This window comes from Alloyangia pacifica (genome assembly GCF_900116195.1).
Classification (GTDB): Bacteria; Pseudomonadota; Alphaproteobacteria; order Rhodobacterales; family Rhodobacteraceae; genus Salipiger; species Salipiger pacificus.
Genome location: NZ_FOZW01000002.1, coordinates 584315 through 609269 on the forward strand (window position 1 = coordinate 584315; position 24955 = coordinate 609269).

The 24955-nt window shown below is 67.1% G+C and carries 24 protein-coding genes; 12 read left to right on the forward strand and 12 right to left on the reverse strand.

The window, feature by feature from the left end:
• Positions 1–37 precede the first annotated feature (37 nt).
• From BM397_RS07225 to BM397_RS07255, 7 genes are all read right to left on the reverse strand, one after another.
• Positions 38–1816, reverse strand: a complete 1779-nt coding sequence (locus BM397_RS07225; RefSeq protein WP_092420460.1) for an adenine deaminase — start codon at positions 1814–1816, stop codon at positions 38–40.
• The gene (locus tag BM397_RS07230; RefSeq protein ID WP_092420463.1) at positions 1800–2702 is read right to left on the reverse strand and encodes a nucleoside hydrolase; all 903 of its coding nucleotides are present in this window, start codon (positions 2700–2702) and stop codon (positions 1800–1802) included. The genes BM397_RS07225 and BM397_RS07230 overlap by 17 nt, the downstream gene beginning before the upstream one ends.
• Entirely contained in the window at positions 2699–3712 is a 1014-nt protein-coding gene (locus BM397_RS07235; protein ID WP_092420466.1) for an ABC transporter ATP-binding protein, read from the reverse strand. Before BM397_RS07235 ends, BM397_RS07230 begins: the two co-directional genes overlap by 4 nt.
• Positions 3705–4493, reverse strand: coding sequence for an ABC transporter permease (locus BM397_RS07240; protein WP_218124844.1), 789 nt, complete (start codon positions 4491–4493; stop codon positions 3705–3707). The genes BM397_RS07235 and BM397_RS07240 overlap by 8 nt, the downstream gene beginning before the upstream one ends.
• A 4-nt stretch (positions 4494–4497) precedes the next feature.
• A complete protein-coding gene (locus BM397_RS07245) occupies positions 4498–5322 on the reverse strand; it encodes an ABC transporter permease (protein WP_092420470.1) in 825 nt (274 codons plus the stop codon).
• Between the two features lie 195 nt (positions 5323–5517).
• Entirely contained in the window at positions 5518–6534 is a 1017-nt protein-coding gene (locus BM397_RS07250) for an ABC transporter substrate-binding protein (RefSeq protein WP_092420473.1), read from the reverse strand.
• Positions 6535–6569: 35 nt separating this feature from the next.
• Entirely contained in the window at positions 6570–7520 is a 951-nt protein-coding gene (locus BM397_RS07255) for a LacI family DNA-binding transcriptional regulator (protein ID WP_092420475.1), read from the reverse strand.
• Between the two features lie 303 nt (positions 7521–7823).
• On the opposite strand from BM397_RS07255, the gene BM397_RS07260 reads away from it, so the two are divergent.
• The 5 genes from BM397_RS07260 to BM397_RS07280 all read left to right on the forward strand — a co-directional run bounded on the left by BM397_RS07260 (position 7824) and on the right by BM397_RS07280 (position 12494).
• On the forward strand, positions 7824–8945 hold the full coding sequence (locus BM397_RS07260; RefSeq protein WP_092420477.1) for an ABC transporter permease: 1122 nt from the start codon (positions 7824–7826) through the stop codon (positions 8943–8945).
• Positions 8942–9748 carry an ABC transporter ATP-binding protein gene (locus BM397_RS07265; RefSeq protein WP_092420480.1) on the forward strand — a complete coding sequence of 269 codons (807 nt, stop codon included), beginning with the start codon at positions 8942–8944 and terminating at the stop codon, positions 9746–9748. Before BM397_RS07260 ends, BM397_RS07265 begins: the two co-directional genes overlap by 4 nt.
• Before the next feature lie 2 nt (positions 9749–9750).
• On the forward strand, positions 9751–11469 hold the full coding sequence (locus BM397_RS07270; RefSeq protein ID WP_092420483.1) for an MlaD family protein: 1719 nt from the start codon (positions 9751–9753) through the stop codon (positions 11467–11469).
• Between the two features lie 4 nt (positions 11470–11473).
• Positions 11474–12094 carry an ABC-type transport auxiliary lipoprotein family protein gene (locus BM397_RS07275; protein WP_092420486.1) on the forward strand — a complete coding sequence of 207 codons (621 nt, stop codon included), beginning with the start codon at positions 11474–11476 and terminating at the stop codon, positions 12092–12094.
• A 142-nt stretch (positions 12095–12236) separates the two neighbouring features.
• On the forward strand, positions 12237–12494 hold the full coding sequence (locus BM397_RS07280; protein ID WP_092420489.1) for a hypothetical protein: 258 nt from the start codon (positions 12237–12239) through the stop codon (positions 12492–12494).
• A 161-nt stretch (positions 12495–12655) separates the two neighbouring features.
• Here BM397_RS07280 and choV read toward each other — a convergent pair whose 3' ends face one another.
• The 3 genes from choV to choX all read right to left on the reverse strand — a co-directional run bounded on the left by choV (position 12656) and on the right by choX (position 15518).
• A complete protein-coding gene (gene choV, locus BM397_RS07285) occupies positions 12656–13675 on the reverse strand; it encodes a choline ABC transporter ATP-binding protein (RefSeq protein WP_092420492.1) in 1020 nt (339 codons plus the stop codon).
• Positions 13672–14511 (reverse strand): choline ABC transporter permease subunit, encoded by an 840-nt coding sequence (choW, locus tag BM397_RS07290; protein ID WP_092420495.1) that lies wholly within the window; start codon positions 14509–14511, stop codon positions 13672–13674. The genes choV and choW overlap by 4 nt, the downstream gene beginning before the upstream one ends.
• Positions 14512–14597: 86 nt before the next feature.
• A complete protein-coding gene (gene choX, locus BM397_RS07295) occupies positions 14598–15518 on the reverse strand; it encodes a choline ABC transporter substrate-binding protein (protein WP_092420498.1) in 921 nt (306 codons plus the stop codon).
• A 107-nt stretch (positions 15519–15625) separates the two neighbouring features.
• Between choX and betI the strand changes: the two genes are divergently transcribed.
• The 7 genes from betI (at position 15626) to BM397_RS07330 (ending at position 23359) form a co-directional block, all read left to right on the forward strand.
• Positions 15626–16303, forward strand: a complete 678-nt coding sequence (gene betI / locus BM397_RS07300; RefSeq protein ID WP_092420502.1) for a transcriptional regulator BetI — start codon at positions 15626–15628, stop codon at positions 16301–16303.
• A gap of 2 nt (positions 16304–16305) precedes the next feature.
• On the forward strand, positions 16306–17766 hold the full coding sequence (gene betB / locus BM397_RS07305; RefSeq protein ID WP_092420505.1) for a betaine-aldehyde dehydrogenase: 1461 nt from the start codon (positions 16306–16308) through the stop codon (positions 17764–17766).
• Positions 17767–17777: 11 nt separating this feature from the next.
• Entirely contained in the window at positions 17778–19436 is a 1659-nt protein-coding gene (gene betA / locus BM397_RS07310) for a choline dehydrogenase (RefSeq protein WP_092420508.1), read from the forward strand.
• Between the two features lie 130 nt (positions 19437–19566).
• Entirely contained in the window at positions 19567–20418 is an 852-nt protein-coding gene (locus BM397_RS07315) for a glycoside hydrolase family 25 protein (RefSeq protein ID WP_092420511.1), read from the forward strand.
• A 402-nt stretch (positions 20419–20820) separates the two neighbouring features.
• Entirely contained in the window at positions 20821–21882 is a 1062-nt protein-coding gene (locus tag BM397_RS07320) for a methionine ABC transporter ATP-binding protein (RefSeq protein ID WP_092420514.1), read from the forward strand.
• Positions 21872–22546 (forward strand): methionine ABC transporter permease, encoded by a 675-nt coding sequence (locus BM397_RS07325; protein ID WP_092420517.1) that lies wholly within the window; start codon positions 21872–21874, stop codon positions 22544–22546. The genes BM397_RS07320 and BM397_RS07325 overlap by 11 nt, the downstream gene beginning before the upstream one ends.
• A 36-nt stretch (positions 22547–22582) precedes the next feature.
• Positions 22583–23359 (forward strand): MetQ/NlpA family ABC transporter substrate-binding protein, encoded by a 777-nt coding sequence (locus tag BM397_RS07330; RefSeq protein ID WP_092420519.1) that lies wholly within the window; start codon positions 22583–22585, stop codon positions 23357–23359.
• Positions 23360–23456: 97 nt separating this feature from the next.
• Here BM397_RS07330 and purU read toward each other — a convergent pair whose 3' ends face one another.
• Positions 23457–24338 carry a formyltetrahydrofolate deformylase gene (gene purU / locus BM397_RS07335; RefSeq protein ID WP_092420522.1) on the reverse strand — a complete coding sequence of 294 codons (882 nt, stop codon included), beginning with the start codon at positions 24336–24338 and terminating at the stop codon, positions 23457–23459.
• Positions 24339–24404: 66 nt separating this feature from the next.
• A partial coding sequence (locus BM397_RS07340; RefSeq protein ID WP_256218741.1) for a sarcosine oxidase subunit gamma occupies positions 24405–24955 on the reverse strand: 551 nt, incomplete at its 5' end.

Consider the following 24955-nt stretch of genomic DNA (forward strand, 5'->3'; position numbering starts at 1 on the left):
ACAGGTGGGACCGCGCGCGGCGGCCCACCACCCGCGATCAGCTCAGCCCGTCTCGCAGGACGCAGCTTTTCAGAAGTTTCCCCTCGAAGGGATCCACCAGCCCCAGGTCGCTGAGCCGCGGCCCGGCGTTGCAGACCAGGGACGCCCCGAAGAGCGCCTTGAAGACGAGATAAGGCGGCTGCCAGCCGACCAGCCCGTCAAGCGTCGCGCGAAGCGCGGCAAAGCTCTCGGCCACCTGCCCCAGCGGCGCATCGCTCATCAGCCCGGCGAGCGGCAGCGGCAGGCAATGCAGCACCTTGCCGCGCGAGGCCACCGCGACACCGCCCCCGGCCTCGCGCACCGCATTCGCAGCGGCGGCCATATCCTCGGGGCGGCGACCGAAGACCGTCAGGTTGTGACTGTCATGCGAGACGGTGGTGGCAAAGGCGCAGCGCCAGTCCCCCCAGTTCTCGAGGAAGGCCATTCGCATGGGGGTGCCCGCGCCATGGCGGTTGATGATGCCCATGCGGATCATGTCCTCCGGCAGCACCAGCCTGCCCTCCTCGACGGCGACCTTGCGCTCGCCCCAGACCGGGAAGCGCGGCTTGCTCAGCGTGGCGATGCGCGCCTGCGGCCCGGTGGCCCGGATCTCGAAATCCTCGGCGCGCAGCGGCGCAAGTTGCATGGTTGCCCGCAGCGGTGCGGGCACGTCTGCGGCCTCTGGGCGGGCGATGAGCCTGCGGCCTTCGGCGACCACACACCCGTCGGCGATCACCGTCTCGGCGCGCACCTCTTCGAGGTCCGACAGCAGCACCAGATCGGCGCGGCGGCCGGGTGCGACGAGGCCGAGATCGGGCCGTCCGATGCGGCTCGCGGCGTTGAGCGTGGCGGCGCGATAGGCCCAGACCGGCGGCATCCCGCAGTCGATGAGCATGCGGATCACCCCGTCGAGCCCGCCCTTGCGGAGCAGATCGTCGGGGAAGATGTCGTCGGTGCAGAGCGTGACCGTCTGCGGCAGCTCTCCGAGTTCGACCAGCGCTTCGGCGAACTCAGGCAGGAGATGCTCGTGCGATCCACGCAGCTCGATGGTGAAGCCCGCCTCGAGCTTGGCCATGAGATCCGCCGCGCTGGTCAGCTCGTGGTCGGTCTCGACCCCGGCGGCGGCAAAGCCGGCGAGATCGCCACCGGTGAGCCCGCGCGCATGGCCGCAGACTCGCTTGCCCGCGTCGAGTCCGGCCTGCACGATCCCGGCGACGCGCGCATCGCCCTCGAGCAGCGGGCGCATGGTCATCAGCTCGGCGGCGCCGTGAATGTCGTCGCGCGCCAGCCAGCGGGCAACGATCTCGGGCGTGAAATCTCCGCCGGAGGCTTCAAACCCCGGGGCCGAGGGCACGCAGGTCGGCACCAGGGGCAGCAGGCGTAGCGGCAGGTCCCTGGCGGCGTCGCAGGCATAGCCGAGCCCCGCCTCGCCCGAGACATTCGCCAACTCGTGCGGATCCCAGAGCGCCGTGGTCACCCCGCCCGGCACGACGGCGGCGGCATATTCCGCCGCGGTGATCATCGAGCTTTCGACATGCATGTGGCTGTCGATGAACCCCGGCACGATGGTCATGCCACGCGCGCCGATCCGCGCCTTGGCGGGGCGCGCCGGGTCCGGCGCGTGGACGCTGGCGATCAGCGGACCGATGATACCGACGTCGGCCTTGCGCGCGCGCCCGGTTACCATGTCGAGCACCGTGCCCCCCTCGATCAGCAGGTCGAAAGGTGTCTCGCCTCGGGCGGCCCTTACGGCACGGGCGCGCAGTTCGGCATCGTTGAGATCACTCGGAAAGGCCATGCGAAGCCTCCTGTCGCAGCGCGTCGAGGCAGAGACGCGCGATGTCTTCAAGGGGGGCTGTCGGCAGGCGGGTCAGCCCCTGCGGGTCGGGCCTGAAACGGGTCGCGCCGTAGGTTTCGTTCGGTGTGGTCGAGACGGTGAGGCTCTGGCGCTCGAAGGCGAAGGCCGAGGGGCGGACCATGGCGAGCGCCGCGACCGGATCGTAGATCGCCATGCCGGCGCGCCCGCGTTTCAGCCCGATGTCGAGATAGCCGCCAAGCAGGTCGGCAGTGAGCGGATCCGTCTGCGGCATGTCTTCTGGGCCGAAGATTGCCTGCCGGCAGATCATCAGGTCGATCACGTCGAGCGGCAGCCCCGCACCGGCAACGATGGCCGCCGCCTCGGGATCGCAGAGCGCGTTGAACTCGGCGAGCGGCGAATGGTTGCCCGGCCCGTTGCTTCCACCCATCCAGACCAGCCGGGTGATGCGCGCGGCGGCCTCTGGGAAACGTTGCACCAGCAGCGCGATATTGGTCAGAGGACCGAGTGCGAGCACCTCGCGCCGTCCGTCCTGCATCAGCCATGCGGCCAGCGCCTCCACGGCATCGGCAGGCGGCTGAGCTCTGTCGACTTCGGGCAGGAAACGGCCACGGCTGTCCATGCCCTTCTCGCCGAGGATCTCCTGCGCGGTCTCGACCTCTCGCACCAACGCCTTGTCGGCCCCTGCGTGCAATGGCGCGCCCAGCTCGTAAGCCTCGGCTGCACCGAGCGCGTTGGCGATGACCTGCGGCAGCGGCGTGTTGCCGGCGACCAGCGAGATACCTTCGACCGTCGCCCCGTAGTGGCGGAGTAGCAGCAGCGCCCAGAGGTCGTCGAAGCCGAAGTCGGTGTCGACCCAGAGTCTCATGCCGCGAGGCCCCTCGCGGTGGCAAGCGGCAGGTCGAAGCGGATCGCCTCTCCCAGCGGCACCTCGGGCAACGTGATGGCGGCATCTGCCTTGATCGGGCCGAGGGCTGAATCGATGACATACTCGCGGTGAGCCCCGGCGAAGCTGCAGGCGGCGACCCGGCCTTCGTGCGGTCCGCTGCCCACGGTCACCGCGTCCGGGCGCCAGGCGAGGATCGGGCTCTCCGGGCGGGCCTCCAGAGGAAGACGCCCAGAAGTTGTCACTATCTCTTCTCCCTCTACCTTAAAGATATTCTCGAAGCCCATGAATTCGGCGGCGAAAGCCGTCTCGGGCCGGGCATAGAGGTCGGCGGGCGTCCCGAGTTGCTCGATCTTCCCGTCTTTCATCAGCACGATGCGGTCGGCGAGCGCCAGTGCCTCGGCCTGGTCGTGGGTGACGAAGACCATGGTGATGCCGGTCTCCTTCTGCACCCGCTGCAGTTCGGTGCGCATCTCGAGGCGCAGCCGGGCGTCGAGGTTCGAGAGCGGCTCGTCGAGCAGCAGCACCTTGGGACGCATCACCAGCGATCGGGCCAGCGCCACGCGCTGCTGCTGGCCGCCGGACATCTCGGCGGGCTTGCGCTTCTCGAAGCCGGTGAGGCCGACGGTCGCCAGCCCTTCCTCGGTACGCTGTTTGATCTCGGCCTCGGGCAGTTTCTGCAGGCGCAGGCCGAAGGCGACGTTCTCGAAGGCCGTCAGATGCGGGAAGAGCGCGTAGCTTTGGAACACCAGCCCGATGCCGCGCTTGTTGGCGGGCACGCGGGTCACGTCTCGCCCGTCGATGGTGATGGTCCCGCCGGTGGGAGAGAGCAGCCCGGCAATGGCGCGCATGGTGGTGGTCTTGCCGCAGCCCGAGGGCCCCAGCAGCGCAATCAGCTCGCCCTCGCGGATCGAGAGGTCAAGGTTCGGCACGGCGACCGATTTGCCGTAGCTGAGGGTGAGGTCGGAGAGTTGGACGAAGGCGTCAGACATAGCGAGAGAATCCCAGCAGGCGTTCGGCGGTGAAGACGATGGCGAGCGACATGAAGGCCAGCAGCGCCGAGAGCGCGGCGACAGAAGGATCGAAGGTGATCTCCATGTAGGCCAGCATGTCGATGGGCAGGGTGCGAACCCCGGGGCCAGAGAGGAACAGCGAGACCGGCACCTGGTTGAAGGAGGTGACGAAGCCGAGAATGAAGGCGGCGAGGACCCCGCCGCGGATGTTCGGCAGCACCACCTTGGTGAAGGCCTGCAGGCGCGAACAGCCGAGCAGCACCGCGGCCTCTTCCATATCGGCCCGAAGGTTGGTCATCGACGAGGAGACAACCCGCACCGCGTAGGGCAACACCAGCGCCGTGTGCGCCATGAAGAGCGCCAGCGTGACGGTCACTCCGGTGGGCACCACCATGTAGCGCAAGAGGGCGAGGCCGACGATGATCCCGGGCACGATGATCGGGGCTGCGACGATGGTGCGCACGGTCTCGGCCATCGGCAGGTCGTAGCGGTTGAGCGCATAGGCCGCGGGCACGCCAAGCAGCAGCGCCGCCAGCGTGCCGAAGACCGCCAGCGCCATCGACAGCAGGAAAGAGGCGCGGAAGCTCTCGACGGTGAAGACCTTGAGGTACCACTTGAGGGTCAGCCCCTCGGGCGGGAAGGCGAGATATTCGGTGTTCGAGGCCCCGGCGAGGATGATGATCAAGAACGGCCCGATCAGGAAGGTCAGCGTCAGACCCAGAATGGACCAGTTGGCGAGGTGGCGCATGGAGGTGTTCATGAGGTCAGTTCCGGGCGGTGGCGATGCGCTTCAGCAGCAGGTTCGCCGAGAAGGACATGACGATGAGGATCATGGCGATGACGCTGGCCGAGACGAAATCGTTCGACACGTTGACGCGCTGGTAGAGCAGCGTTTCCAGCATCAGCACCTTCGAGCCGCCGAGGATCGCCGGGGTGATGTAGGCCGTCAGCGCACCGGTGAAGACCAGCGTGCCGCCGATGACGAGCCCTTCCTTGGTCAGCGGTAGGATCACCTTGAAGAAGACCTCGATCCAACTCGCGCCAAGCACCCGGGCGGCGGGGATCACGTCTCGCGGGATGTTCTCCATGGCCGACACGAGGCTGATGATCATCAGCGGCAGGAAGAGCTGCAGAAGGCCGAGGAAGACGGCGGTCTCGGTGAACAGCAGCCGCAGCGGCGTGTCCGACAGGCCGAGGCCGGTGATCGCCTCGTTGACGATGCCGGTGCGGCCGAGGATGACGATCCAGGCGTAGGTCCGGGCGACGGGCGAGATCATCAGCGGCAGCACGACCATGCCGAAGACCTTGCCACGCGACTTCGGCCCTAGGTTGACGATGCAGAAGGCGGCGGCATAGCCGATCACCGCCGCCGTGCCCGCGACCAGCGCGCCAAGTTTCAGCGTGCGCAGGAACACCGTGCGGTTCAGCGGCGTCGAGAAGAAATCGATGTACCCCTGCAGGGACCATCCGCCCGAGGTGCCCCGGAAAGCTTCGGAGAGCAGGATGGCCACCGGGACCAGAAAGAGAAGCGTTGAGAAGATGGCGGCCGGTAGCGCCAGCGCCAGCCCCTCGCGGGTGTTGCGAAACATGATGCGTGTTCCCCTCTGTCTGGGGCGGGTGTCGGAATGCGCCCGGCCCGCGGGGCGGAGCGCTCGGATCGCAGGGGCCCGTCTTGGAGCCGCATGGGATCATGGAGTTCGGGGGCCATGGGCGCCGGAAAGGGGGCGGCGTCCATGGCCAGTCGCGGGGGCTGCAAGGGAGGGAGAGTGCCCCCGGCGATATGCTTACTGGATCACCTCGGCGTTCCACTGCTCGACCCAGCCCTCGCGCTTGTCGAGCACTTCGGCGGCCGGCATGATGTTCAGAGATTCAATGACATCCGCGCCATAGGTGAGGTTTTCGGCGGCCTCTGCGCTGAGCTCGACCTCCTTGTTGGCCGGGCTGTCGATCAGCATTTCGCCGATCTTGGTCTGTACCTCGGTCGAGAGCCAGTAATCCATGAACTGGTAGGCCAGCTCCTCGTTGCCGTTGCCCTTGGTCATGACCATCACGTTCATGCCGCCGGCCTGGCCTTCCTCGGGCTCGGCCCAGGCGAAGGGCAGGCCGGCGTCCTTGAAGCTGCCCCAGGCGAAGCGGCCCACGGGGGCGGCGATGACTTCCTGCTGGTTCATCAGCTGAACCAGTTCGGACGAGCGCGAGAAGAAGGTCACGATGTCGTCGGAATGCGCGCCGATCTCGGAGATCACCGGCGACAGGTCACCCTCGATTCCCTCGGATTTGCCGAGCATCATGAGCGTCAGCGGGCCCTGCGTGGTGGTGATGTTGGGAAGAGCGACCTGCCCGGCCATCTCCTCGCCCAACAGATCGCCCCAGCTGGAAATATCCACGAGATCAGAGCGGTAAACGATGGAGCTCGCGTAGAACGTGTAGCCGACGGCCATATTATCGCCAATGGGGTCCTTGGCGCTGTCGTAGAGCTTGTCGAAGTTGCTCAGCTTGGCGCTGTCGAGCGGTTGGATCAGGTCCTTGCGGGCCAGTGCCAGCGCGTCCTGCGTGGAGATCACAGCCATGTCGATCACCGGATCGGCGGCATTGGCTTCGATCTTTGCCATGCGCTCGACGCTGTTGCCGGTCTCGACGACCAGCTTGCAGCCGCAGATCGCCTCGAAGGGATCGTAGAGCGCTTCGCGGTACTCGTCCTGCGCGAAGGAATAGACCGAGATGGTCAGCGTCTTGTCGGCCGCATGGGCGGCGGAGCCGAAGAAGCTGGCCAGCGCGAGGATCGAAAGGGTGGATTTCATGGCAGTCACTCCGTGTTGGTCGGGATCGTGGGTGGTTATCTCGGGGCGGCGGTGGAGGCGCGCGGCACCAGTTGCATGGGCACCGCGTGACCGGTTTCGGGGCGCTCCGCACCGGCGATCAGACCGGTCAGAACCTCGAGTGCGTGTTCGGCGATGGCGCTCACGTCCTGCGCCGTGGTGGTCAGCGCCGGGTGCATGGCGGTGGCAAAGGGCAGGTCGTCGAAACCGGTGAGGCTGACGTCTTCCGGCACCGAAAATCCAGCGCGGGACAGCTCGGACAGCGCGGAAAGCGCAAGCAGATCCGAGGTCGCGAGGATCGCCGTCGCACCCTGCCCCACCAGTCCCGGCAGCGCCGTCAGCCCGGCATCGCCCCAGGCCGTTTCACTCCGAACGCTCGGGCCCAAACCCTCGCGCATGCCGCGCATGCGGTCCTGCTGCACGTCCGAGACCCGGTCACCGCCGAGCAGAACGACGTGACCGTGTCCCAGTTCGCGGATATGCGCGCCGATCAAGGCACCGCCGCCGATGTGATCGGCCGAAACGGTGTTGCGCGGGTCGCGCGCGGTGTTGATCGTCACCATCGGCAGGCCGGGCGCCTCGGGCGAGGTGCCCTTCTGCGGCACGACAACCACCCCGTCGACCCCGCGTCCCACAAGCTGTTGCAGAGCCTCGGTCTGGCGGGTCTCGCTGCCGCGCGAGTCGGCGATGAGAATGCCGAGACCGCGCGCCTCGGCGGCGATCGACAGGTTCTGCGCGATGCGCGGGAACAGCGGGTTGGTTAGATCGGGCATGACGAGGCCGATGATACCACTTTGGCCGGTCTTCAGTGCGCGCGCGGCGCTGCTGGGCCGATAGCCGAGTTCATCTGCCCGGGCGCGGATGCGGTCGGCCAGATCCTTCGACACGCGCCCCTTGCCGGTGAGCGCGTTCGAGACCGTGGCGGCCGAAACCCCGATATCCTGTGCGATCTGCTTGATGCTGGCCATTCCGTATCCTCTTTGGTGAAACGATTAATCAGCGAGTTTTCCGCCGGTCAATGGGTAATTAATCGTTTAATCAACCTCGAAGCGCTTCGGCTGCGCATTTGCACAAAAATCGTGCGGAACTTGCCAAAGGCGGCATCCTCCCAGCGCCCGCGGCACCCTGCCCAGAGAGCTCAAGCACCTGTCCGGACGGCGCCTGAAAGCCGTGCCCCGCGTCAAAGCGCCCGTGCCCGCCCTGTGGATTGGGCTGGCGAAACGAAGCAAAACCTTTCAAAATGAAAAAGATAGGCGGGAGTGCGGCGGCCCATGGGTACGCAGGGTTTGCAAGTCGAGCGAGGAGAATCGGGGCCCGAGGAGGTGATCGGCCTTTCCGGTGCGCTGACCGTGCAGCACCTTGCGGCTCTGCATGCAGAGCTGGAGGTCGCACCGCCACACGCGCTCATCGACCTGACGGGCGTCACCAGGATCGACACCGCCGGAGCCTGGGCGCTTGCCGAGTTCGAGCAGCGCGTCTCGGCGGCGGGGGGCGCGGTGCAATACCGCGGCGCCACCGAGGGTGCCGAATTGCTGCTGAGCACCGTGCGCCGCGCGATGCCGATCGCGGAAGAGCTCCCGGCCCGGCCCGGCGGTATCCATGCACTGCTCGAGACGACCGGGCGCCGGGTCATGGGCGCGGCGGGTTTTCTCGGCGGGTTGCTCGAATACCTCGGGCTGTTTCTCGCCGGACTGTTCCGCGTCATGCGGCATCCACGTGAGTTTCGCTTCACCTCGCTCGTCGCCCATTGCGACGACGTGGGGCTCAAAGCGGTGCCGATCGTCTCGCTCATGGCCTTCCTGATCGGTGTGGTACTGGCCTTTCAGGGCGCGACCCAGCTGCGGCAGTTCGGAGCCGAGGTCTTTGTGGTCGATCTCATCGCCATCTCGGTGCTGCGCGAGCTGGGGATCCTGCTCACCGCGATCATCGTCGCGGGGCGCACGGCCTCGGCCTTCACCGCTGCCATCGGCTCGATGAAAATGCGGCAAGAGATCGACGCCATGCGCACGCTCGGGCTCGATCCGGTGACCGTGCTCTTCGTGCCGCGCATCCTCGCCCTGCTGCTGATGCTGCCGATCCTCGGGCTGATCGCGGATCTCATGGGGCTGTTCGGCGGCGCGCTGATGTCTTGGATCGAGCTCGGCATCTCGCCATCGATGTTCCGTACCCGGCTGGTCGCCGATGTCGACGTGAGCAACGTGATCGTCGGGCTGGTCAAGGCGCCGGTCTTCGCGGTGATCATCGGCGTGGTCGGCTGCCACGCCGGAATGCAGGTGAAGGGTGACGCGGAATCGCTGGGCCGGATGACCTCGAGCGCGGTGGTCACGGCGATCTTCGCAGTGATCGTCGCGGATGCGCTTTTCTCGATCTTCTTTGCCGAGGTGGGGCTGTGACCACCGCCGAGGCAAACGACACGATCATCCGTGTGCGCGGGCTGCGCACGCAGTTCGGCAGCCACGTGGTGCACGACGGTCTCGATCTCGACGTGCGGCGCGGCGAGATCCTCGGCGTGGTCGGCGGCTCGGGCACCGGCAAATCGGTGCTGCTGCGCGCCATCACCGGTCTGGACAGGCCGGCGGCGGGCCGGATCGAGGCCTTCGGGACCGAGGTGCTGGACGCCTCCGCCGAAGAGCGTGCCCGGCTCGACGACCGCTGGGGGGTGATGTTCCAGGACGGCGCGCTGTTTTCCTCGCTCACCGTGCGCGAAAACGTCGAGGTGCCCTTGCGCCGCATTCCGGATCTGTCGCCCGAACTCCGCCGCGCACTGGCGGAGCTCAAGATTTCCCTCGTCGGGCTGCCCTACCGCGCCGGTGACGCCTACCCGTCCGAACTGTCGGGCGGCATGCGCAAGCGTGCGGGCCTGGCGCGGGCGCTGGCGCTCGACCCCGAGATCGTCTTTCTCGACGAGCCCACCGCCGGTCTCGACCCCATCGGCGCCTCGGCCTTCGACGCGCTGATCAACACGTTGAGCGAGTCCCTGGGTCTGACCGTCTTTCTGGTCACCCATGATCTCGACACGCTTTACGCAACCTGCGACCGTGTCGCCGTTCTGGCCGAGAAGCGCGTGCTGGTGACCGGAACGCTGGCGGATATGCTGGAGGTCGACCACCCCTGGGTGCAGGAATATTTCACCGGTCCGCGTGCACGGCTCGCGCGCGCTGCGGACCGGCCCAACGCAGAGACCGAGGCTGACTGACCATGGAAACCCGCGCAAACTACGTGCTTGTCGGAGCCTTCGCCATCGCGGGGTTCCTGGGCCTGCTCGGCTTCCTGCTGTGGTTCGCCAATGTCGAGCTGGACCGGCAGTTCGACTATTACGACATCGACTTTTCCTCGGTCTCGGGGCTGTCCGTGGCGTCCGAGGTGCGGTTTGCCGGGCTCCCCGTGGGACAGGTGGTGACACTCGGTCTTTCGCCCGAACAGGACGGCAGGGTTCGGGTCCGCATCGAGGTCGCTGCAGGTACGCCGGTCCGCAGCAACAGCACCGCCACGATCGAGGCGCAGGGTGTCACCGGTGTCGGCTATGTGAGCATCACTCCGGGCAGCCCCGGCGCGCGGCTGCTTTCGGACCAGGGCGGCGAAGCTGTGCCGAAGATCGAGGCGGGCCAGTCGGCGCTGCAGTCGCTGACCGAGTCCGGTCCCGAGATCCTCGACGAGACGCTCGAGCTGGTGCGCGGGCTGCGCCGTATGCTGGGCAACGAGAACCAGCAGCGGGTCTCGACGATCCTTCTCAATGTCGAACAGGCGTCCGGTGAGCTGTCGGAGACGCTGCAGGATATCTCCAGCGTGACCGGCGCGGTCTCGACCTTCGCCGACCAGATGGATCGCTTCAACCAGAGCATCGACGGCATGACCGGCGATGTCGCGGGCGTGATGACCGAGGCGCAGGAGGCGCTGGCCTCGATCCGGGCGCTGTCGGAGGATGCGCGTGGTCTGGTCACCCAGGGCACCGGCACAGCTCAGGCCGCCGAGGCCTATATCACCGACCGGCTCGGCCCAGCGACCGACCAGCTGCAATCCTCGGTGGCGGAGATCGAAACCCGTTTTGCCGCGCTCAGCGCCCGCGCCGAGACACTCGCGGAAACCTTCACCGAGACCGGCACCGCCGCCACCGCACGACTGAACGAGGCGCAGCAGACGCTGGCCTCGGTCGACGGGCTGATCGCCGAGCTGTCGCAGACCTCGCGCAGCGTCGATGGCGCGGCGCAGCGTCTCGACGGGCTGCTGGCCGGCGACACCGCCGCGCTGATCGCCGAGCTGCGCACCGCCACCACCGAGGCCACCGAGGTGATCCGCGGCTTCGGCGACACCACGGGCGCTGATCTGACCGCCATCTTCGAGGACATCCGCAGCGCGACGCGCTCCGCCGTGCAGACCATCGACACAGTGGGGGCCGACCTCAGCTCGGCCTCCGGGCAGCTCGACGGGCTGGCGGGACAGGCCTCCGCGACGCTGGAAGCCGCACGCTCGACCTTTGCCGCCGCCAACGAGACGCTCTCGGCGATCAATGGCACGCTGGAGACCGGCGACCGGGCGCTCTCGGCAGCCGAGCGTGCATTTGACGGGGCCGACCGCGTGATCAACGAGGAGGCCCTGCAGATCACCGCGCAGCTGCGCCAGACGCTCGCCGCGCTGGAAACGGCGGTCGGCGCGGTGTCGGAGCAGATCCCCGAGATCACCGGCGAGCTGCGCGCCGCCAGCCGCTCGGCGGCGGCGGCCTTCGCCGGGCTCGAGGGCGCAGTGGGCGACACCCGCCCCGCGCTGCGCGACTTCAGTGCCACCGCCCTGCCCCAGTTTGCCCGGCTCGCGGCCGAGGCGCGCGCCCTGATCGATAACCTCGATGCGCTGACCACGCAGCTGCGCCGCGATCCGAGCCGTTTCTTCCTCGATGACCGCGCCCCCGAATACCGAAGGTAACGCCATGCTCCCGAGATCTTTCCTGCCCGCCCTCCTGCTTGCCCTCGGCACCTCCGGCTGCGCCGCGATCTCGGCGCTCGACAGCGCCTCCGAGCCGCTGGACATCTACGAGTTGCAGACCCCGGTCATCGAGGGGGCCGCGCGGCGCGGCTGGGCCGAACTGGTGGTCGAGGAGCCGATCGCCAGCGGCGCACTGAGCACCGACCGGATCATGATCCGGCCCGGCCCGCTGCAGGCGCAGTACCTGCCCGGCGCGCGCTGGTCCGACGAGACGCCCGCGATGCTGCAGACGCTGCTGGTGCGCAGCATCTCCGAGACCGGAGCCTTCGCCTCGGTGGGACGCGCGCCGCTCGGCGGTCAGGGCGACTACGCGCTGCTTGGAGAGCTGACCGATTTCCAGGCCGAGAGCTATGGCACGGACGCCCCCGTCACCGTGCACCTGCGCTTGATGCTGCGGCTGGTGCGGGAACGCGATTCCTCGGTGGTGGCGAGCCGGACCTTTGAGGTGCGCCAGCCTGCGGCCGATGACGAGACTGCCAGCCTCGTGCCGGCCTTCGACCTCGCCGCCCGGAAGATGGTGTCGGAGATCCTGCCCTGGGCGGCGCGGGCCGGCGGCGGCGCCTGAGCTTCACGGCCCATCACGAATTTTCCCTGCGTCACTTGGCGTGGCTGACAGAACCGCGGCGACGCCCTATACTGGAGACCTGTCGAGACAGAGGCTTTTCCTGGGGAGGAGACGCATGGCTTCCGCATCACGACGACTTCTGATGAAAACTTACGCCGCCTGGATCGAGGCGGACGAGGCGTTCCGCGCGGCGCAGCGCAATCTCCGCGGGTTCTTTCCCGGCACGCAGAGCCATCTGTCGGTGCAGATCGGCAATCGCGGCTCGCGGGTCCGGCAACTCTACAACGCCCGACAGAGGGCGCTGGAGAAATTGCAGCTCGCGCGACGGCAGGCCCTGATGGAGCGCGAAGCGCGGCGCGGTGGCGCGCGCGTGCACCTTTTGCTGGTCTACGCGGGCTGAGCGCCGCGCAGATCCACCAGCACAGCCAAAGCCAGAGGGTGCCCGCCAGCCTGCCGGTTCTCTTAAGATGCCGGTTTAACGGGGCACCTTTATATGAGCACTCAAAAAGAGAGGCGCAGCCCGAGCCGCGCCTCCTTGCCACGTCGAAAGCGACGGAAGCCCTACTGCGCCACCAACCGTTCCAGCAGCGTCGCCGGGGTCACCGCGCCGACGCGCACCCCGCCCCGCGTCACCGCCACCGGCGCATTGCGCGCAGTCATCGCGGCGGCGAACTCCAGCACCGGTGTATCCTCGTCCACCTCGACCTCGGCCGAGGCGTCGAGCGGTTGCATCACGTCCTTGGCCCGCAGGAAGCTGAGCGGGTTCGAATGCGCCACGAACTCCGCCACATAGTCGTTGGCCGGATCTCCCGCGATCTGGTTCGGCGTGCCGCATTGCACGATGCGCCCGCCCTCCATGATCGCGATCCGGTTGCCGATCTTGAACGCCTCGTCGAGGTCGTGGCTGACGAAGATGATCGTGCGCTTGAGCTTGGCCTGCAGCTCCAGCAGCTCGTCCTGCAGTTTGCTGCGGATCAGCGGGTCGAGCGCCGAGAAGGGCTCGTCCATGAGCAGGATCGGCGCCTCGGTGGCAAAGGCTCGGGCAAGACCCACGCGCTGCTGCATGCCGCCGGAAAGCTCGCCGACCTTGTTGTCGGCCCAGTTGGTCAGGCCCACCAGTTCGAGTTGCTCCATCACCTTGGCGCGGCGGTCCGCCTTGCCCATGCCGCCCAGCTCCAGGCCAAGCCCGACATTCTCGGCAACCGAGCGCCAGGGCAGCAGGCCGAACTGCTGGAACACCATGGCCACGCGCTCGCGGCGGATCCGGCGCAGGTCGGCCGAGGAGGCGTCGGTGACGTTGACCATGCGGTCGCCCTCGCGGACATGCACACCGCCGCGCACAACCGGGTTGAGCCCGTTGATGCCGCGCAGCAGGGTCGACTTGCCCGAGCCCGACAGGCCCATGAGCACGAGGATCTCGCCCTCTTCGACCTCGAGGTTGCAGTCGTGCACGCCAAGCACCTGATCTGTCTTCTTCTGGATCGTCGCGCGATCCAGCCCCTGGTCCATCAGCGGCAGCGCCTCTTCCGGCTCGTCGCCGAAGACGATGGACACATTGTCGATCTTCACGGCTACGGTCATTTCTTGTCGCCTCCGAGGTTGAGCAGACGGTCGAGCAGGATGGCCACGACCACGATCACCAGGCCACTCTCGAAACCGAGCGATGTGTTCACCTGGTTGAGCGCGCGCACCACCGGCACGCCAAGGCCATCGGCACCGACCAGCGCGGCGATCACCACCATCGAGAGCGCCAGCATGATGGTCTGGTTGAGGCCGGCCATGATCTGCGGCAGCGCGTAGGGCAGTTCGGCCTTCATCAGCACGTCGCGGTTGGTGCCGCCGAAGGCACGCACGGCCTCGGTCAGCTGCTCCGGGGTCGACGAGATGCCGAGCTGGGTCAGGCGGATCGGCGCGGGCAGCACGAAGATCACCGTCGCGATGAGGCCGGGCACCATGCCGATGCCGAAGAAGACGATCGCCGGGATCAGGTAGACGAAGGTCGGCAGCGTCTGCATCAGGTCGAGGATCGGGCGCAACACGGCATAGAGTCGGGGCCGGTGCGCGGCGGCGATCCCCACCGGCACGCCGATGGCCATGCAGACGACACAGGCCGAAAGCACCAGAGTCAGGCTTTCCGTGGTCTCCTCCCAGTAGCCCTGGTTGAGGATGAACAGGAAGCCGAGCGCGACGAAGGCACAGACCTTCCAGCTGCGCTGCAGCAGCCAGGCGATCAGCATGAAGGCGGCGATGATGAAGAACGGGTTGGGTTCCTGCAGAACCCAGAGGATGCCCTCGATCATCGTTTCCAGAACGACGGAGAGCAGATCGAGCAGACCTTCGGCGTGGTCACGGATGCCTTCGAAGATGAAGGCCGCGAAGTCGCCGACGGGGATCTTGTATGAAGTGAGCCAATCCAAGGCTGCGCTCCTTTCGGTGAGCATTCAACTGTAGGATGCCTGTCAGCCCCGCGCCGGAGCGCGGAGCCGGGGTGCACCGGTTCGGATCAGAGGCCGAGCGCCGCTTTCACCGCGGGGAGCGCCGGCTCGCCATCCAGCGTGGTCACACCTTCGAGCCAGCCGTCAAGGGCGTCGGGGTTCGCGGTCAGCCACGCCGCGGCCGCGTCATCGGCCTTTTCCCCGTCGTTGAGGATCGCGCCCATGATCTCGTTTTCCATCTCGAGCGAGAATTCGAGGTTGGTCAGCAGCTTGCCGACATTGGGGCATTCCTCGACGTAGCCGGCACGGGTGTTGGTGTAGACCGTGGCGCCGCCAAAGTCCGGGCCGAACCACTCGTCGCCGCCCGAGAGGTAGGTCAGGTCGAAGTTGGCGTTCATCGGGTGCGGCTCCCAGCCGAGGAAGACGATCGGCTCGTCCTTCTTCGACAGGCGCGAGACCTGGCTCAGCATGCCCTGCTCGGAGCTCTCCTTGACGTCGAAGCCGTCGAGATCGAAGGCGTTCGCCTCGATCATGTCCATGATCAGCCGGTTGCCGTCGTTGCCGGGCTCGATGCCGTAGATGGTCTCGTCCAGCTCATCGGCGTGGGCGGCGATGTCGGCGAAATCGGTGATGCCGAGCGCGGCGCCGGCGGCGTTGGTGGCCAGCGTGTACTTCGCCCCTTCGAGGTTGGCGCGCACGGTGTCGACGGTGCCCGCCTCGCGGTACGGCGCGATGTCGGCTTCCATCGTGGGCATCCAGTTGCCGAGGAAAACATCCATGTCGCCCTCTTCCAGTGACACATAGGTCACCGGCACCGAGAGCACGCTGATCTCGGTATCGTACCCCATCGCCTGCAGCACGGTCGTGGTCGCGGCCGTGGTGGCGGTGATGTCCGTCCATCCCACGTCCGAGAACCTGACTTTGGAGCAATCCGCAGCGGCGGCGCTGGCGCAAAGGGCGATGGCGGAGGTGGTCAGTACGAGTTTCATAGGGTCCCCTTTGGAGGTTAGCGTGATGAAGTCTGAGTTATTGATTGACGAGTCAATTAATGACGGGCTATTCCAGAAAAGCAACCAAAAATCTGTGGGAGCTCCGCATGGCACGCAAATCCGAGGAAGAAAGACGCAGGGATCTGATCGCTGCGACGATCCGCGAGATCGGTGCGTCCGGCACGCTCAACGTCACCACCAGCCAGATCGCCAAGAGCGCCGGTGTCTCGCCCGGGCTGGCGTTCCACTACTTCCACGACAAGGACACGCTCTTTCTCGCCGCGATGCGCTCTATCCTGTCGGAATATAAGGCAGACGTGACCCAGGCCCTTGCAGGCGCCGCGACCCCCGAGGCCCGCGTGAACGCCATCGTTCAGGCCAGCTTCGGAATGGGCAGCTTCCGCCGCGAAGCGATCTCGGCATGGGTTAATTTTTATGCGCTCGCGCTGCGCTCGGAAGAGGCACGGCGGTTGCTGTACCTCTATCAGCGCCGCCTGCACAGCAATCTGGTCTATGCGCTGCGCCCCCGGATCGGTGAGCGCGCTCCGGACGTGGCACGGCGAATCGGTGGCCTGATCGACGGTCTCTACCTGCGCTATGCGCTCGACACCAAGATGCTGCGCCCGCCCGAAGAGGCGGTCGGCGCCGTCGACGGCTCGGAGGGTGCCCAGCACGTGCTGCGCGCCATCGCCGCCGAATGCACCGAAGTTCACGAAAACGACGACATCTCCATGGCGGACGCCGACCCGGCGCCCATGGCCCCCCTTGCAGGACCTCAGGAGTAATCATGACCACTGCCTACCAACCCGCTGGAAGCCACTTCATCAACGGCGCCTATGTCGATGACACCGCAGGCGAGAAGATCGAGGTGATCTACCCCCACACCGGCGAGGTGATCGCCACCCTGCACGCCGCCACCCCGGCGATCATCGAGCAGGCGCTGGCCTCGGCCAAGGCCGCCCAGAAGGACTGGGGCGCGCTGTCGGGCACCGAGCGCGGCCGCGTGCTGCGCAAGGCGGCCGACCTGCTGCGCGAACGCAACCGCGCGCTGTCCGAGATCGAGACCCATGACACCGGCAAGCCGATGTCCGAGACGCTGATCGCCGATGCCGCCTCCGGGGCCGACGCGCTGGAGTATTTCGGCGGCCTCGCCGGCACGCTGACCGGTGAGCACATCCCGGTGGCGGGCGGCGATTTCGTCTACACCCGCCGCGAGCCGCTTGGTGTCTGCGTCGGCATCGGGGCCTGGAACTACCCGATCCAGATCGCCAGCTGGAAGGCCGCCCCGGCGCTGGCCTGCGGCAACGCGATGATCTTCAAGCCCTCCGAGATGACGCCGCTGACGGCGCTGAAGCTCGCGGAGATCCTGATCGAAGCGGGCGCGCCCGCGGGCCTGTTCAACGTGGTGCAGGGCTACGGGGCGGTCGGCGCCGCGCTGATCACCGATCCGCGCGTCGACAAGGTCTCGCTCACCGGCTCGGTGCCCACCGGCCGCAAGGTATATGCCGCCGCCGCAGAAGGCATGCGCCACGTCACCATGGAACTGGGCGGCAAGTCCCCGATCGTGATCTTCGACGATGCCGATCTGGAAAGCGCCGTCTCTGCCGCGATCAACGGCAACTTCTACTCCACCGGCCAGATCTGCTCGAACGGCACCCGCGTCTTCGTGCAGGAAGGGCTGTACGATCGGTTCGTGGCCCGCGTCGCCGAGCGCATGGACAATGCGGTGATCGGCGATCCGATGGATGAGTCCACCACCATCGGTCCGATGGTCTCGGCCCGCCAGCGCGGGATCGTCGAGGGCTTCATCAAGAAGGGCGTCGAGGAAGGCGCGCGGCTGGTAAAGGGCGGCAAGGTCATCGACGGCGCGGGCTTCTACATCGAGCCCACCCTCTTTGCAGATGTCACCGACGAGATGACCATCGCGCGCGAGGAGATCTTCGGCCCGGTCATGTCGGTGCTGAAATTCTCCACCGAGGAAGAGGCGCTGGCTCGGGCAAACGACACGCAATTCGGCCTCGCCGCCGGCGTGTTCACCGCCGACCTCACCCGGGCGCACCGAATGGCGGCGGGCTTCGAGGCGGGCACCTGCTACATCAACGCCTACAACCTGACACCCGTGGAAGCGCCCTTCGGCGGCTCGAAGATGTCTGGCGTCGGCCGCGAGAACTCCAAGGCCGCCATTGCGCACTACAGCCAGGTGAAATCCGTCTACGTCGGCATGAATCCGACCGAAGCGCCGTTCTGAGGGAGGCTTTGATGCAGGCAGATTACATCATCGTCGGCGCGGGCTCGGCAGGCTGCGCCATCGCCTACCGGCTCGCCGAGGCGGGCAAGAAGGTGATCGTCGTGGAGTTCGGCGGCACCGACGCCGGCCCCTTCATCCAGATGCCCGGCGCGCTTTCGTACCCGATGAACATGAAGCGCTACGACTGGGGGTTCGAATCCGAACCCGAGCCGCATCTCGGCGGGCGCCGTCTCGCCACGCCGCGTGGCAAGGTGCTGGGCGGCTCCTCGTCGATCAACGGCATGGTCTACGTGCGCGGCCACGCCCGCGACTTCGATACGTGGGAAGAGATGGGGGCGCAGGGCTGGGCCTATGCCGACGTGCTGCCCTACTACAAGCGCTTGGAGACTTGGCACGAGAACGGCCACGGCGGCGATGCCGACTGGCGCGGCAAGTCCGGTCCGCTGCATGTTTCGCGCGGCAAGCGTGACAACCCGCTGACCCGCGCCTTCGTCGAGGCCGGGGTGCAGGCGGGCTACGAGGCCACCGACGACTACAACGGCGAGAAGCAGGAGGGCTTCGGCCCCTTCGAGGCCACCATCCACAAGGGCGAACGCTGGTCGGCCTACAAGGCCTACCTCAAGCCCGCCATCGCCACCGGCAATGTCGAGGTGGTGCGCGGCTTCGCCCGCAAGGTGGTGATCGAGAACGGTCGCGCCACCGGCCTCGAGATCGAGCGCAAGGGCAAGGTCGAGGTGATCGGCGCCACGCGCGAGGTGATCCTCGCCGCCTCCTCGATCAACTCGCCGAAGCTGCTTCTGCTCTCGGGCGTCGGCCCCGCCGCACACCTCAAGGAGCATGGCATCGAGGTTGTCGCCGACCGTCCGGGCGTCGGGCAGAACCTGCAGGACCACCTCGAGCTCTACATCCAGCAGGCGGCGACGCAGCCGGTGTCGCTGTTCAAGTACTGGAACCTCTTCGGCAAGGCCTATGTCGGCGCGCAATGGCTGTTCACCCGCAAGGGTCCGGGGGCCTCGAACCAGTTCGAGAGCTGCGCCTTCGTGCGCTCCAAGCCCGGCGTCGAATATCCCGACATCCAGTACCACTTCCTGCCCATCGCCGTACGCTACGACGGCAAGGCGGCAGCAGAGGGTCACGGCTTCCAGGCCCATGTCGGCCCGATGCGCTCGAAGTCGCGCGGCGCAGTGTCCCTGAAGTCGGCGGATCCCAAGGATGCGCCCAGCATCTTCTTCAACTACATGTCGCATGAAGATGACTGGAGCGATTTCCGGACCTGCATCCGCCTGACGCGCGAGATTTTCGGGCAGGAGGCCTTTGCCCCCTATCGCGGCCACGAGATCCAGCCCGGCGACTCCGTGCAGTCGGACGAGGAGCTTGATGCCTTCATCCGCGAGCACGCCGAAAGCGCCTATCACCCCTGCGGTTCCTGCCGGATGGGGGCTGCGACCGACCCGATGGCGGTGGTCGATCCCGAGTGCCGGGTGATCGGCGTCGAGGGGTTGCGGGTGGCCGACAGTTCGATCTTCCCGCAGATCACCAACGGCAACCTCAACGCGCCGTCGATCATGACCGGCGAGAAGGCCGCGGACCATATCCTCGGCAAGCAGCCCCTGCCCCGCGACAACGCGCAGCCGTGGATTCATCCCGACTGGCGGAGCGCGCAGCGCTGAACCCGGCCCCGCGCTGCCTGTCCGGCGGCGCGGGCGCACCCGTTGGGCGTGACCCGACGTTGCACAACTACATCATGCGGTGAATCGAAAATCGCGTTACGCTCTTTTCAGGCAAGAGCAGGACAAGAAGATGATCACCACATCCCCCAGACCATGGGTCCGGGCGGGCGCGCTGATCGTCGCACTCGCGGCAACCCTCGGCGGTTGCGGCAGTTCGGCGCCACGCACCGCGACCCTTTCCGCCAGCGAAACGCAGGCGCTCTACATCCGAGAGAACCGCGCCTCCGGAATCCCCCGACGCTTCGGCGACACCAAGCCCCACGACTGGGGCGCGATCAGCCCGCAGCGCTACCCGGTGCACGGGCTCGACGCCGCGCGCTACCAGGGTGTGATCAACTGGCACGAGGCCCGCGACGCCGGCATTCGTTTCGGCTATCTCAAGGCCACCGAAGGCGGCGATGTGCTCGATCCGGCCTTTGTGCAGAACGCGGCGGGTGCGCGCGCCGCGGGGGTGCCGGTGGGCGCGTATCATTTCTACTACTTCTGCCGCCCCGCGCATGAACAGGCAGCCTGGTTCATCGCCAATGTGCCCAAGCGGCGCGGCGACCTGCCTCCGATCCTCGACATGGAGTGGAACCACCTCTCGCCGACCTGCCGCATCCGGCCGCCCGCCGCGGAGGTGCGCGCCAGCATCCGCGAATTCTCCCGCATCGTCGAACGCCACTACGGCACCGCGCCGGTGATCTACACCACGCCGGATTTCTACGCCCGCAACGACCTGGGCAGCCTGCGCGGAACGGAGTTCTGGCTGCGCTCGGTCACCGCCCACCCCTCGGAGCGCTACCCAGACGAGCGCTGGAGCTTCTGGCAGTACACCGGCACCGGGCTGGTGCCCGGCGTGCGCGGGCCGGTGGATCTGAACGCCTTCGCCGGAAACGAGGCGAACTGGCAGCGCTGGCTTGCGGCGCGCAGCCAGGGATAGCGGCGCGATTTCTGCATCCCGGCCCGGGGCGACCAGTCCCGGGCCGCGCCTGCCCCCCCTCCGGGTGGCTGCACTGGCTACGCCTCTCCTCAACTCGCTTGTCGCAAGGACTTGCGAGATAGATCGCGCGGAACCAGCCCTGCAAGGCGCCCACCCAGGCTCGGGCACAGCCCTCATCGCTCAGCCACCGGCAAAAAGAACATCCTCCGGCCAGCCACGCCGCGTGGCGAACAAGCTGTACGCGCTATGCCACAAGCCGGAACACCCTCCTGCCTCTCCGACATGGTACACTCCGCAGCACCGCGCCGCTGCGCCTGCAAGCGCCCGGCAGGGCTTGCGTCCGCGGCGCATATCCGGTCTATCGCGCCGCGGGAGGAGGCCGGACGGAAACAAGAGACTCGGATGGCCGACGTAGAGACATCAGGTGCCGCGATCACCTTCGACAAGCTGGGCAAGTCCTTCGAAAAGAAGGGCTCCGGTCAAGTCATGGCGCTCGAGGATGTGAACCTCGACGTCGCCCCCGGCACAATCACCGGGATCATCGGGCGTTCCGGCGCCGGCAAATCCACCCTGCTGCGCATGGTCAACGGGCTCGAGCAGCCGACCTCGGGCACGGTCACCGTCGCCGGGCATGACGTCGGCCGCGCCGGTGCCGCGGAGCTGCGCCGCATCCGCCGCGACGTCGGGATGATCTTCCAGCATTTCAACCTGCTGAGCTCGCGCACGGTCTACGGCAACGTCGCCCTGCCGCTCGAGATCGCAGGCGTGCCCGGTGCCGAGATCAAGCGCCGCGTCAACGATCTCATCGGACGCGTCGGCCTCGAGCAGTTCAGCAACCGCTACCCGGCAGAGCTTTCAGGCGGGCAGAAGCAGCGCGTCGGCATCGCCCGCGCGCTCGCCACGCAGCCCAAAGTGCTGCTCTCGGACGAGGCGACCTCGGCGCTCGACCCCGAGACCACGCAGACCGTGCTGAAGCTGCTGGCCGACATCAACCGCGACCTTGGGCTGACCATCCTGCTGATCACACACGAGATGGCCGTGGTGCGCGACATCGCCAGCCACGTCGCGGTGATCGACGGCGGCAAGATTGTCGAGGCGGGCTCGACCTACGAGGTCTTCGCCGCCCCGCAGCACCCGACCACGCGCTCGTTCCTGTCGGGCATCACCGGCATCACCCTGCCGAGCTTCATCGCCGGCAAGCTGCAGGCCGAGCGTCCGCAGGGCGACAGCCAGGAGGTGATCCGCATCACCTTCGCCGGGCAGCACGCCACCGACCCGATGCTCGCCAAGCTCACGTCGGAGCTCGGCATTCCGGTGAACATCCTTGCCGGTGCCATCGAAGAGATCGGCCCGCATCCCTTCGGCAACCTGCTGGTCTCGGTCGAGGCCACCCGCGGCGCCGAGGCCCGCGCCTATCTTGAACGTCACGAGCTGCTCACGGAGGTGCTGGGCTATGTCGGCTAACCTCATCAACCTGCTGATCGAAGCCACGCTTCAGACCCTCTACATGGTCGCCATCTCGGGCGCGATCGGCACGCTCTTCGGTCTGCCCATCGGCGTCTACCTCGCGGTCTCGCAACGCGGCGAGCTGCTGTCGTCCCCCTGGGTGAACAAGGTGCTGGGGCTCATCGTCAACGCGACGCGTTCGGTGCCCTTCATCATCCTCGTGGTGGCGATCATCCCCTTCACCCGACTGATTGCCGGCACCTCGATCGGCACCAGTGCCGCGATCGTGCCACTGACCATCGCGGCTGTGCCCTTCATCGCGCGGTTGGTGGAGAACGCCATCCGAGAGGTCGACAGCGGCCTCATCGAGGCCGCCCGCGCCATGGGCGCGACGCCGCTGCAGATCATCCGCAAGGTGCTGATCCCCGAGGCGCTGCCCGGCATCACGCTCGGCCTGACGCTCGCTTTGGTCAGCCTCATCGGCTACTCGGCCATGGTCGGCGCCGTGGGCGGCGAGGGCCTCGGCGATCTCGGCATCCGCTACGGCTACCAGCGCTTCATGCCCGAGGTGATGCTGGCGGTGGTCGTGATCCTGATCGTGCTGGTCCAGCTCGTGCAGTCCCTCGGCGAGGGGCTGGCCAGACTGGTCGACAAGCGCGCGCCGCGCAACCGCGGCCGCTGACCCGATAATAAGAACGCAATTGGAAGGAGATTTCCCATGAAGCGTATGATCCCCCTCGTCTCCGCCCTGGCCCTGATCGCCGGCACCGCGAGCGCCGAAGACATCAAGGTTGGTGTCTCGCCCGGCGAGCACGCCGAGATCATGGAAGAAGTGGCCAAGATCGCCGAGCCCATGGGCCTCAACATCGACGTGGTCGAGTTCTCCGACTACGTGGTGCCGAACCAGGCGCTGGCCGATGGCGACATCGAGGCGAACTCGTTCCAGCACGAGCCCTACCTCGACAACCAGATGAAGGACCGCGGCTTCGAGCTGGCGCCGATCGCGACCACCATCACCACCCCGATGGGCGTCTACTCGGACAAGGTCACCTCGATGGACGACTTCCCCGAGGGCGGCTCCATGGGCATCCCGAATGATCCGACCAACGGCGGCCGCGCCCTGCTGGTGCTGCAGCAGCTCGGGCTGATCAAGCTCGCCGAGGGCACCGGGCTCGTGCCGACCGTTCTGGACGTGGTCGAGAACCCCAAGGACATGCGCTTCCAGGAGCTCGACGCGGCGCAGCTGCCGCGCTCGCTGGCCGATCTCGACGCCGCGCTGATCAACACCAACTACGCGATCGCCTCGGGCCTGAACCCCAAGGAAGACTCGATCGCCATGGAAAGCGCCGACAACCCCTACGTGAACATCATCGTGGTGCGTAAGGGTGACGAGGAGCAGCCCTGGGTGAAGCCGCTGATCGACGCCTACCACAGCCCCGAGATCAAGGCCTTCATCGAAGAGAAGTACCACGGCACCGTGCTGACCTCCTGGTAAGCACCGGTGGGCGGGCACCCTGCCCGCCTTGCCCGGAAACACAAAGGCCTGCCGCGGGATGCGCGGCAGGCCTTTTTCATAGCCGTCGTCGCTGGGGTCAGCCCATGCGCTCCGAGGCATACTCACCAGGGCTCGCCGGGAAGACCACGGTCTTGTTGCCATTGATGAAAACCCGGCGGTGGATATGCGCATGGATCGCCCGCGACAGCACCTGGCTTTCCACGTCGCGGCCCAAGGACACGTAGTCCGAGGCACTCTGCGCATGGGTCACGCGGATCACGTCCTGCTCGATGATCGGACCCTCGTCGAGATCGGCGGTCACGTAATGCGCCGTCGCGCCGATCAGCATCACCCCGCGCTCATAGGCCTGCTTGTAGGGATTGGCGCCCTTGAAGCTCGGCAGGAAGGAGTGGTGGATGTTGATGATCCGCCCCGACATCTCGGTGCACATTTCGTCGCTCAGAACCTGCATGTAGCGGGCCAGAACCACCAGCTCGGCACCACTTTCGCGCAGGATGCGCATCTGCTCGGCCTCGGCCTCGGGCTTGTTCTCGCGGGTGACCTTGATGCAGTGGAACGGGATGTCGTGGTTCACCACAACCTTCTGGTAGTCGAGGTGGTTCGAGATCACCGCGACGATCTCCACCGGCAGCGCGCCGATGCGCGAGCGGTAGAGCAGGTCGTTCAGGCAATGCCCGAAGCGGCTGACCATGATCGCGACCCGGGTCTTGCGGCTGGGATCATGGAAGGCAAAGTCCATTTCCATCTCGTCCGCGATCCCCGCAAAGCCCGCCTCCAGCGCCTCGCGGCTCCGGCCTGCTTCCGAACGGAAGCTCAGCCGCATGAAGAACCGGTCATTGGCGAGATCCGAGAATTGCGCGCTGTCATGGATGTTGCAGCCCTGCTCGGCGAGGTAGCCCGAAATCGCCGCGACGATGCCGCTGCGCATCGGGCAGGACACGGTGAGCAGGTAGGACATGGTCTGGGTCCCCTCCGGTGCGACCGGAGCTGCAGCGGCCTTCACGTCTGTCAAAACGCCCATGGATCAAACACTTTCAGCAGCGAGTTCACGTGCGCCGATCTGGAGGAGGTGCAGCAGGTGTGGGGCGAAGCTGTTCCAGACGTCGATGCGGAAGCGGGTTTCGGCGTCGCGCCAGAGGGTGACGGTGGCGCCGTCGAAGAGGGTGCGGCGGGCGGAGCCCACGGCAATGGCGTCGATGTCGCGGGCGCAGCCGATGGTCATCAGCTCAGGCGCGCGCGGGCCCTCGATGACGAAGGTCACCTCGCGGGCGGTGATCTCCACCAGGCTGTGCGGCAGGGCCGCGTAGACGCCAGCACAGGCATCTGCCACCGGCGCGGCCTCGGCGGCCAGAACCAGCCATTCGTCGGGACCGAGGCAGGCGACCTCGACGGCCCCCTTCACGGTCTCGCCGATCCCGCGCGGCAGCGCCACGCCGAGCGCCTGCTCGAGCGGCGCGAGATCGCCGCGGGCGCGCAGCGAGAAGCGCACCTTGGGCAGGATCGAGCTCACCTTGGCGGCCGGGGTCTCGACCTGCGTGGCGGGCGGGAAGGCGGAAAGCGGAGCGTTCATCGTGG